General features: G+C 71.9%; 8 protein-coding genes. 7 read left to right on the plus strand and 1 reads right to left on the minus strand.

Annotated features, from left to right (window positions below; translation table 11 throughout):
* Positions 1-181 precede the first annotated feature (181 nt).
* The 7 genes from AVW11_RS34420 to AVW11_RS34450 all read left to right on the plus strand — a co-directional run bounded on the left by AVW11_RS34420 (position 182) and on the right by AVW11_RS34450 (position 9,043).
* Positions 182-967 carry an SDR family NAD(P)-dependent oxidoreductase gene (locus AVW11_RS34420; RefSeq protein ID WP_060181187.1) on the plus strand — a complete coding sequence of 262 codons (786 nt, stop codon included), beginning with the start codon at positions 182-184 and terminating at the stop codon, positions 965-967.
* An 8-nt stretch (positions 968-975) separates the two neighbouring features.
* Complete coding sequence (locus AVW11_RS34425; protein ID WP_076046985.1) at positions 976-2,235, plus strand: MFS transporter; 1,260 nt, start codon at positions 976-978, stop codon at positions 2,233-2,235.
* A 4-nt stretch (positions 2,236-2,239) separates the two neighbouring features.
* Positions 2,240-3,925 (plus strand): FAD-binding oxidoreductase, encoded by a 1,686-nt coding sequence (locus AVW11_RS34430; RefSeq protein ID WP_076046986.1) that lies wholly within the window; start codon positions 2,240-2,242, stop codon positions 3,923-3,925.
* A gap of 386 nt (positions 3,926-4,311) precedes the next feature.
* Positions 4,312-5,508: a non-hydrolyzing UDP-N-acetylglucosamine 2-epimerase gene (gene wecB, locus AVW11_RS34435; protein ID WP_076046987.1), complete on the plus strand. Its 1,197-nt coding sequence runs from the start codon at positions 4,312-4,314 to the stop codon at positions 5,506-5,508.
* 83 nt (positions 5,509-5,591) lie between these two features.
* On the plus strand, positions 5,592-6,371 hold the full coding sequence (locus AVW11_RS34440; protein WP_060181184.1) for a hypothetical protein: 780 nt from the start codon (positions 5,592-5,594) through the stop codon (positions 6,369-6,371).
* A complete protein-coding gene (locus tag AVW11_RS34445) occupies positions 6,368-7,615 on the plus strand; it encodes an FG-GAP repeat domain-containing protein (protein WP_076046988.1) in 1,248 nt (415 codons plus the stop codon). Before AVW11_RS34440 ends, AVW11_RS34445 begins: the two co-directional genes overlap by 4 nt.
* 198 nt (positions 7,616-7,813) lie before the next feature.
* Positions 7,814-9,043 (plus strand): acyltransferase family protein, encoded by a 1,230-nt coding sequence (locus tag AVW11_RS34450; RefSeq protein ID WP_060181183.1) that lies wholly within the window; start codon positions 7,814-7,816, stop codon positions 9,041-9,043.
* 42 nt (positions 9,044-9,085) lie between these two features.
* Here the strand turns inward: AVW11_RS34450 and AVW11_RS34455 are convergent, their stop codons facing one another.
* Positions 9,086-10,006 carry a helix-turn-helix domain-containing protein gene (locus tag AVW11_RS34455; protein WP_060181182.1) on the minus strand — a complete coding sequence of 307 codons (921 nt, stop codon included), beginning with the start codon at positions 10,004-10,006 and terminating at the stop codon, positions 9,086-9,088.
* Positions 10,007-10,207: the final 201 nt, after the last annotated feature.

Genomic DNA, 10,207 nt, shown 5'->3' on the forward strand with positions numbered 1-10,207 from the left:
TGGTCGTCGGGATCCTCACCACCGTCCTCTTCCTCCGCACCAAGGCCGCGAAGGACGTCGCCGCCGCCGGCTGATTCACCGGCCGAAGAGATCCCCCTCCCTCCGCAAGCGCCCCGGCACGGTCGTCAGACCGCTCCCGTCGACCGTGCCGGGGCCGCCTCCCTCCTCCCCAAGGAACGTGATGGACCTCCATATCGAAGACCGCGTGTACCTCGTCACCGGCGCGTCGTCCGGTATAGGCGAGGCGACCGTCCGCCTCCTCGCCGCCGAAGGCGCCACGGTCGTCGGCGTCGCCCGCAAGCCGTGGAGCACCCAAGCCCTCGGCGACCGGGTCAGCACCCTCACCGCCGACCTCACCGAGCCCGCCGCGGCCCGGCAGGTCGCCGACGCCGTGGCCGCGCGTCACGGCCGGCTCGACGGCCTCGTCAACAACGTCGGCGCGCTCGAATCCCGCGCCGGCTTCCTCGACGTGGGCGACGAGCAGTGGAAGAGCACCTTCGAGGTCAACTTCCACTCCGCCGTGCGCATGACCCGCGCGGCACTCCCCGCACTCCTGGAGTCGGGAGCCGGATCCGTCGTCCACGTGGCGAGCGAGGCCGCCCGCTACCCCGACCCCGGCATCGTCGACTACGCCGCCTCGAAGACGGCCCTGCTCTCCCTCTCCAAGTCCCTCGCCGCCGAGTTCGGCGCCCGGGCGGTGCGTTCGAACGTGGTCTCCCCGGGGCCCACCCGGACCGCGCTCTTCGACGCCCCCGGAGGCTTCGCCGACCAGCTCGGCGAGCGGTTCGGCCTCCCCGCCGACGAGGCCGTCGACCACTTCATCCGCGAGGTGCGCCGACTCCCCAGCGGCCGCATCGGCACCCCCGAAGACGTCGCCGGCGTGATCGCGTACCTGCTGTCGCCGCTGGCCGGCCAGGTCACCGGCGCCGAATGGAGCGTCGACGGCGGCGCCCTGCGGCAGATCTGACCAGGCCGATGCGTGCTTCCCTCCTCGCCCTCGCCGTCGGCGCCTTCGGGATCGGGACGACCGAGTTCGTCATCGTCGGCCTGCTCCCCGAAGTGGCCGACGACCTGTCGGTGTCCATCCCCTCCGCCGGCATGCTCGTCACCGGATACGCCCTCGGCGTGGTCGTCGGCGCACCGCTGATGACCGCGGCCGGCGCCCGCCTTCCCCGCAAGACCATGCTTGTCGTGCTCATGGCAATCTTTGTCGCCGGCAACCTGCTCTGCGCACTCGCCGGGGACTACGCCGCCCTCATGGGAGGACGGCTGATCGCGGCCCTCACCCACGGCGCGTTCTTCGGGATCGGCTCCGTCGTCGCCGCCGACCTCGTGGCCCCCGACCGGCGGGCCAGCGCCATCGCCCTGATGTTCACCGGCCTCACCCTGGCCAATGTGCTCGGCGTGCCCCTGGGGACCTTCCTGGGCCAGGAGTTCGGCTGGCGCTCGACCTTCTGGGCGGTCACCGGCATCGGGATCGTCGGACTGCTCGCCCTCATCACACTGGTCCCGGCGCAGCCCGCCCCGCCGAGCGGGGCCCTGCGCGGTGAACTCGCCGTCTTCCGCAGACCGCAGGTGTGGCTGGCCCTGGCCACGACGGTCCTCGGATTCGGCGGCGTCTTCGCCTCCTTCACCTACCTCGCCCCGATGATGACGGAACTGGCCGGCTTCTCCGACGGCGCGGTCGCCTGGCTCCTCGTCCTCTTCGGCGCCGGGCTGTGCGTGGGCAACGTCCTCGGCGGCCGGGCCGCCGACCGGTCCCTCATGCCCAGCCTGTACCTCATCCTCGGCGGCCTCTGCCTGGTGCTGGTGGTCTTCACCTTCACCTCGCGGGCCGCCCTGCCCGCCGCGGTCACCCTGGCCGCCTTCGGGGCGATCGGCTTCGCCACGGTGCCGCCGCTCCAGGCACGCGTGATGCAGCAGGCGGCCGGGGCCCCGGCCCTCGCCTCCGCGGCGAACATCGCGGCCTTCAACCTCGGCAACGCCCTCGGCGCCTGGCTCGGCGGCCTCGCCGTCGCCCACGGCCTGGGATGGACCTCGCCGACCTGGATCGGCGCCGGACTCGCCGCCGCCGGGCTCGGCACGGCGGCCCTCTCCGGCCACCTCGACCGCAGGAGCCGGCGGACACGTCCGCTCCCCGCCGAGCCGTTCCCCCCTGCACCACTCCCCGCGCAACACCACTCCGCCGGTGCCGGGCACGGCACCCACCCCATCGTCGAACAGAAGTCGAGGTAGCCCCATGAACGGTGTCGATCGCCGGACCATGCTCACCCGCAGTGCGGCCGTCGTCGGAGGCGCGGCGGTGGCCGGCGCGCTCGCCGGGCCCGCGGCAGCGGCCACGGACCCCGCCGCCACCGCGGCGCCCGGCGCGGCCGCCGGAACGGGAGCCGTCGTACGCCCGGGAGACCCGCGCTACGAGATGCTCACCACCGGCAACAACCAGCGCTTCGTCGCCCGCCCCGACTACATCAAGATGGTCCGCTCGACCGCGGACGCCGAACGGGCCCTCAGAGACGCCGTCCGGGCCGGCAAGCGGGTCTCCGTGCGCAGCGGCGGACACTGCTTCGCCGACTTCGCCGCCCACCCCGGGACCGAGGTCATCATCGACTTCTCGGAGATGACCCACGTCGGCTACGACCCCGCCCGCCGCGCCTTCGTCGTCGAGGCCGGCGCCCGCCTGATCAACGTCTACGAGGCGCTGTACAAGGGCTGGGGCGTCACCATCCCCGGTGGCATCTGCTACAGCGTCGGGGCCGGCGGGCACATCGTCGGCGGCGGCTACGGGCTCCTCTCCCGGGCCCACGGCCTGGTCGTCGACCACCTCTACGCCGTGGAGGTCGTCGTCACGGACGGCAGGGGAGGCGTCCGCACCGTCGTCGCCACCCGAGAGAAGAACGACCCCCACCGCGACCTGTGGTGGGCGCACACGGGCGGCGGAGGCGGCAACTTCGGCCTGGTGACCCGCTACTGGTTCCGCTCCCCGGGCGCGAAGGGCTCCGAACCCTCCGAACAGCTGATCTCGCCACCGTCGAAGGTCCTCGTCAGCGCCCTCGACTTCCCCTGGGAACAGCTGACGGAAGCCGGCTTCACCCGGCTCCTGAAGAACTTCGGCGCCTGGCACGCCGCCCACAGCGCACCCGACAGCCCCTACCGCAACCTCTCCAGCCTCTTCAACGTCAGCTCCAAGGCCCACGGCAGCCTGGGCATGTTCACCCAGGTCGACGCGACCGTCCCGAACGCCCGCAAGCTCCTCGACGACTACGTGGCGGCCATCACCGCCGGCACCGGGGTCACCCCGCGGGCACTGACCCGCGCCACCGGCGAACTCCCCGCCATGCCGCAGTTCGCCGAGCCCAGAACACTGCCCTGGTTCCAGGCGACCCGGCTCGTCGGCACCAACAACCCGACCATCACCGATCCGACCTCACGCGGCGCGCACAAGTCCGCGTACATGCGCAAGAACTTCACCGACCACCAGATTGCCGCGCTCTACCGGTACATGAGCCGGCCGGACTTCAAGAACCCCGACACCATGCTGGTGCTGTTCTCCTTCGGCGGCCAGGTCAACGCCGTCGCACCCGACGCGACCGCCAACGCCCAGCGGTCCTCCATCTTCAAGATGTGCTTCCAGACCTTCTGGCAGGAGGAGAGCGAGGACGCCTTCTACCTGGGCTGGCTGCGCGACCTGTATGAGGACTTCTTCGCGGCGACCGGCGGCGTGCCCCTGATCGACGACAGCACGGACGGCTGCTACATCAACTACCCCGACCGCGACATCACCGATCCGCGCCGCAACCGCTCCGGCGTGCCCTGGCAGACCCTCTACTACAAGGACAACTACCCGCGCCTCCAGCAGGTCAAGAAGCGCTACGACCCGTCCGACTTCTTCCGCCACTCCATGTCGATCAAGCCTGCCCGAGGCTGATCCCCGGACGGATGACGGCCGGCGGGCCGCCGCCGGCGGTCCGCCGCCCCCCACACGGCCCTGCCCGCGGTCCCGCGGCCGTCGTCCCTGCTCACCAGCCCCGCACTCCCTTCCCCGGAGTGCGGGGCTTCTGGCGTTCCCGGCCAACTGTTCGAGTGGCCGGGGGAGTTCGTTGACTGTCCGTGCGGCTCCGGGAAAGCTGATGACAGGCCGGAAGAGGGCAGCCGAAAAAGGCCCCTCGCAGAGCGATCCGATCCCCTGGCCCACACCCGCAGCCACACCCCCGGACATCCACCCGGACACGCCCGCGGCACCGCCGTGCCCGCGCCCCTTCCCCCGCCATGCCACGGCCCGATTCCCACCGCGCCCGAAAGAAAGAGGAAGCCATGCGTTCCGTCGCCGTAGTCCTCGGCACCCGGCCGGAAGCCATCAAATTCGCGCCGGTCATCCGCGCCCTCCAGGACGACCCGCGCTTCGAGCCCGTCGTGATCTCCACCGGGCAGCACCGCCAGATGCTGGACGAGACCCTCGACGCCTTCGGCCTCACCGCCGACGTCGACCTGAAAGTGATGGCGCCCCAGCAGACCCTCTCCCAGGTCACCTACCGCTCGCTGCGCGGCCTGGAGGACTACTTCGCAGCCTCGCCCGCCGACGCGGTCCTGGTCCACGGGGACACCGCCACCACCCTCACCGGCGCCCTGGCCGGATTCCACCTGCGGATCCCCGTCGTCCACGTCGAGGCCGGCCTGCGCAGCGGCCGGCTGGGCTCGCCCTTCCCCGAGGAGGGCAACAGACGCCTCGTCGCGCAGGTCGCCGCCCTCCACCTGGCCCCCACCCCCGGCAACCTCGCGAACCTGCTGCGCGAGGGCATCGCCGCCGACACCGTCACCGTCACCGGCAACACCGTCATCGACGCCCTGCGCTGGGCCAGCGGCCGCGCGGAGAGCTACGGCGACCCGGCGCTGGCCGACCTCGACAGCGACCCGCGCCGGATCGTCCTGGCCTCCGCCCACCGCCGGGAGGCCTGGCCGCACCTGCCGCAGATCGGCCGGGCCCTGGCCCGCATCGCCGACGAGCCCGGCGTACGCGTCGTCGTACCGCTCCACCGCAACCCGGTCGTCCGCGAGGCGCTCCTGCCGCACATCGGCAGCCACCCGGGCATCACCGTCACCGACCCGCTGCCCTACCTCAGCTTCTGCAAGCTCATGGGCCGCGCCGACCTCATCGTCTCGGACAGCAGCGGCAGCCAGGAGGAGGGGCCCGCCCTCGGCAAGCCCACGCTCGTCCTCGGCGACGTCACCGAACGCTCCGAGGCCATCGTCGCCGGCACCGCCTGCCTCGTCGGCACGGCCACCGAGGGCATCGTCGCCCACACCCTGGAGCTGCTGCGCGACCGGGCCGCCTACGACCGGATGGCCAACGCCGCCAACCCGTACGGCGACGGACAGGCCACCGAGCGCACCGTCGCCGCCCTCGCCCACTTCTTCGGCCTGGGCCCCGCCCCCGAGCCCTTCGTCCCCGACGACGCCGTCGACGAGCTCAGCGTCGAGCTCGCCCGCACCGCCGACTTCGCCCGCACCTGAGCCCCCCGGCCACCACCCCGGCCGCACCCGGGCCCGCACCTCGGCCCGCGCCCGCGGCCCGCACCCGATCGAGAGGAGCACACATGAGCGCCACCCCGTCCGCCGTCGAACGCCCCCTGAGCTTCAGCACCCCGTACCTGAGGGCCGACCTCGTGCGCGACGCCGTGGACTACACCGTCGAAGGCCGCACCATCGTCGTCAACCCCGGTGTGACGCCCGTGACCATCGCGGAGGAGCCCCGCAAGACCATCCCCCCGCTCTCCTCCACCGTCCTCGCCGACACCCGCATCGAGAAGGCCGACGCGCTCCTCCTCCTGCGCTCCGCCCCCGACGGCACCGACATCACCGCCATCACCGAGGAACCCGGCTGGTCCCACCTCGCCGACCTCCTCGGCCCCGGTGAGTTCCCCCGCGAGACCGCCCTCCACCGCAGCCCCCAGGACGACATCAACACCGTCCTGTTCGACCCCGCCCACGTGCTCGGCGAGCGTGAGAGCGCCACGGACCTGCGCGAGTTCAACGTCCGCGCCAACCTCTGGTTCTCACCCGCCGGCACCGACTGCGCCGTCCACAACAGCCACGACTTCATCGAGGTCCACACCCAGGTCCACGGCCTCGGCCGGATGCAGCGCTTCCGGGACCGCGACCACGCCTCGCTCTACCAGGACGTCCTGATGAGCCCCGGCTACACCACCCCGGACCCGTTCTGCGCCACCGGCCCCCAGTGCACCTACCACTACCCCTGGCACCAGTACCGGGCCGACACCGACTGCATCTGGCTCGCCATCGAGTACCACCCCGTACCCCGCGCACTGCGCACCCTCCCCGTGACCGCCCCGAACCCCCTGGAGAACCAGTCGTGACCACCACCGGCCCCACCGGCGAAACCGTCCTGCGCGCACCGAAGTTCACCGCCGAGATCGTCGCCGACCAACTCCGCGACGGCTACTGGCTGGAGGCCCCGGACATCAACGGCGACGGCAAGCCCGACCTCTTCGGCTACGGGCTCCGCCTCGGCGAGATCTACTGGTACGCCAACGACGGCGACTGGACCCGCCGCCTGATAGCCGACCGGATCAAGATGCCCGTCGGCGCCGACTACGCCGACGTCACCGGCAACGGCCACCCCGACGTCATCGTCTGCTACGACCTGTACGGCCCGATCGGCACGATCCACGACGCCAACACCGAAGGCGGCAAGATCGACTGGCTGGAGAACCCGGGCACCCCCGACAAGGACGAGTCCCGCTGGAAGCGCCACTACGTCGGCCGCGCCACCGGCATGCACCGCCTGCGCGCCGGCCACTTCACCCGCACCGACCGGCTCCAGATCATCGGCCTCCCGATCGTCGCCAAGGAGGACGTCCACGCCGTACTGCCCGTCGTGCTGTTCACCCAGCCCGACGACGTGCACACGGCGCAGGAGTGGGAGATGACCGTCATCGACGACAGCCACTTCCGGATGATCCACGGAGCCGAGAAGATGAAGGGCCTGGTCCCCGGCTCCGACCTCGAGTCCCTGCTGCTGGCCTCCGACGAGGGCGTCACCTGGCTCCACTACGACGAGACCCGCCGGGAGTGGATCCGCGAGCTGATCGGCACCGGCGAGCTCACGCAGTTCGAGCAGACCGGATTCCGCGGCAGCGGCGACCTCAACGCCGGCCGCCTCGGCGACGACCCCATGGCCTACGTCGCCGCCATCGAGCCCTTCCACGGCAACACGGTGGCCGTCTACACCAAGGCCGGCGACGGCGAGGGCTGGAACCGCGTCCTGCTCGACGTGTACGGCGACCCCAACGAGAACGGCGAGGGCCCCGGTCACCAGATCGTCTGCGCCGACTTCGACGGCGACGGCGACGACGAGTTCCTCGTGGCGCTCCGCGGCCCGTGGCCGTGGCAGGGCGTCATGTACTACAAGGCGATCGACGCCGCCAACGGCATCTGGGCCAAGTGGCGGGTCTCCGACGAGTCCGTCGCCCGTATCGCGACGGCCGACTTCAACGGCGACGGCCGCCTGGACTTCGCCACCATCGCGTACTCCGTGCAGAACTACTACGTGGCCAAGGACGCCAAGCTCATGCTCTACCGCAACCAGATCGAGCACTGATCGAGCACTGAGGGGTGTTCCCCTGGGGGCGCGCCGGCCCCGGCGCCCTCCTCCCGCCCCCGACGGGCAGTCCCGCCTTCCGCGACGCCCCTGCGCGCGCCGCCCGGGACCGTGCCCCCCGCCGCACGGCGGACCACGGCCCCGGGGGCCGTCCCTCACGAGACCTCTTCCGCACCTCTTCCGAAAGAGCGATTCCCTGTGGCCTCCACGACGTCCTCCGACGCCGCGAAGCGGGCGAAGCTGCCCTCACTGACCGGCCTGCGGTTCTTCGCCGCCCTCTCCGTCTTCTTCTTCCACTCGTCCCTGACCGACTCCCCGATCCCGCCCAACGCCCCCATCAACCCCTTCGCCGACGCCGGCATCGCGGACTGGTTCGCCACCGCCTTCGGCAAGGCCGGCTACCTGGGCGTCTCCTTCTTCTTCGTCCTCTCCGGCTTCGTCCTCGCCTGGGCCGCCAAGCCCGGAGAGCCCGTCACCGCGTTCCTGCGCCGCCGACTGCTGAAGATCTTCCCCAACCACATCGTCGTCTTCGCCGCCGCGATGGTCCTCTTCGCCGGCTCGGCCGTCACCGGCGTCGCCGACTGGCTCCCGAACCTCCTGCTCATCCACACCTGGTGGCCGCAGCCCACCGTCAACCTCAGCGTCAACCCGCCCAGCTGGTCCCTCGGCAGCGAGCTGCTGTTCTACATGCTCTTCCCCGCGCTCATCGTCCCGATCCGCAGGCTCCGCGGCCGGACCGCCCTGTGGGGCTGGAGCGCCGCGATGATCGCCGGAATGGTGGCCGTCCAGCTCATCGCCACCCACTTCGTCCCCGACACCCCGAAGTCCACCATCACGCCGATCTCCGGCATGCAGTTCTGGTTCGGCTACCTGCTGCCCGCCGGCCGCCTCTTCGAGTTCGTCCTCGGCATCCTGCTCGCCCGCATCGTCCTCGCCGGACTGTGGCCGCGCCGCGTCGGGTTCGGCGTCTCCCTGGCCCTGACCGTCCTCGGCTACGCCGCCGCGCTCGTCGCCCCGTTCCAGTACGGGTTCGTCGTCGCCACGATCATCCCGGTCGCCGCGCTCATCGGGGCCACCGCCAACGCCGACGTCGAGGGCCGCACCACCTTCCTGCGCAGCCGGCCCATGGTCTGGCTCGGCGAGGTCTCCTTCGGCTTCTACCTCGTCCAGGGCGTCACGATCTTCTACCTGCGTTCGCTGCTGGGCGAGCACACCTACAGCGTTCCCGTCGCCCTGCTGGTGATCGCCGGCTTCTTCGCCGCCTCGCTGCTCGGAGGCTGGCTCCTCTTCCGCTTCGTCGAGATGCCCGCCATGCGCCGCTTCGGCCGGGCCAGGCCCCGTACGCCGTCCACCGCGACCCAGGCCCCGGCCCCGGCCCACGAGCCGTCTGGGGACCGGACCCCGGTCAGCGCGGCCGCCCGCGACTGACCCGCCCCGACCCCCCCACCTGCGACCACCGCCCCACCTGCCCTACCGCTCACCGCCCGCGTCGGCATCAGCCGGCGCGGGCTCCGGCGTACCCCGGCCCGTACCCGACGCCGCCCCGGCGGTCAGGCTCGACAGCATGCGCAGCGCCGCGTCGGAGGGGGAGGACTCGGGGGCGCTGTAGAGCAGCATCCGGTGGTTGGTGCCGTCGGTCAGGTGCAGGTTCTCGAAGTCGAGGGTCAGCGGGCCCACCACCGGATGGTGCAGGGTCTTCGTACCGACCGTGCAGTCCCGCACCGGGTGCTTCGACCACAGCGAGGCGAAATCCGGGCTCTGCAGCATGAGCGAGCCGATCAGCTCGGCCAGCGCACGGTCTCCGGGATTGCGGCCCGCGACCAGGCGCAGCGCCGCCAGCGCGACCCGGGCCTCGCTCTTCCAGTCCGTGTACAGCTCCCGGGTGTGCGGGTCGAGGAACAGCATCCGCGTGAGGTTCGGGCGTACGGCGGGATCGTCGGGGCTCGCGAAGTCCAGATGCCCGGCGAGGAGGGCGTGGCCCAGCGGGTTCCAGGCGAGCACGTTGTTGCGGCCGTCCAGCACCACGGCGGGGACCTGCGGCATCGCACCGATCAGCCGGCGCGTGGTGTCGCGGGCGTACTCGGGGCGGGGCGACGCGGCCCGCTTGGCGCGCGGCGGACGGGCAAGGTTGTGCAGGTGCGCGTGCTCGTCCGGCGTCAGGCGCAGCGCACGGGCCAGCGCATCGAGGACGCTGTCCGAGGCGTTCGTGCTCTGCCCCTGCTCCAGGTGCGTGTAGTACGTGATGCTCACGCCGGCCAGCAGGGCGAGCTCCTCGCGCCGCAGCCCGGGCACGCGCCGGCGGGTGCCGTGGGACGGGAGCCCGACGTCCTCGGGCTGGAGCTGGGCGCGACGGGTGCGGAGGAACTCCCCCAGAGCGGTCGGTGTGTCCATGCCTTCCAGTGTGCCGGGGGAGCGCGCCGCACACCGCCCCGGAAGGTGGCCCTGGGAGTGCTAGCTTGCGCGGCGCCAGCACAACCAGAGGGCTGGGTAACCCCTTCCGACCGGTCCAGAGTCGATGACGCAACACACCGTTGCGTGATCGAGAGGGAGTCTGGCGATGTCGGTTGTCGAGGGTGCGCGGGTCGATTCGGG

Source organism: Streptomyces amritsarensis, assembly GCF_001953875.1.
Taxonomy (GTDB): Bacteria; Actinomycetota; Actinomycetes; order Streptomycetales; family Streptomycetaceae; genus Streptomyces; species Streptomyces amritsarensis.

Bases quoted from the DNA above. Each gene is read 5' to 3' on its own strand.
- AVW11_RS34455 (WP_060181182.1), bottom strand. From the start codon at position 10,006: ATGGACACACCGACCGCTCTGGGGGAGTTCCTCCGCACCCGTCGCGCC.
- AVW11_RS34425 (WP_076046985.1), top strand. From the start codon at position 976: ATGCGTGCTTCCCTCCTCGCCCTCGCCGTCGGCGCCTTCGGGATCGGG.
- AVW11_RS34430 (WP_076046986.1), top strand. From the start codon at position 2,240: ATGAACGGTGTCGATCGCCGGACCATGCTCACCCGCAGTGCGGCCGTC.
- AVW11_RS34420 (WP_060181187.1), top strand. From the start codon at position 182: ATGGACCTCCATATCGAAGACCGCGTGTACCTCGTCACCGGCGCGTCG.
- wecB (WP_076046987.1), top strand. From the start codon at position 4,312: ATGCGTTCCGTCGCCGTAGTCCTCGGCACCCGGCCGGAAGCCATCAAA.
- AVW11_RS34440 (WP_060181184.1), top strand. From the start codon at position 5,592: ATGAGCGCCACCCCGTCCGCCGTCGAACGCCCCCTGAGCTTCAGCACC.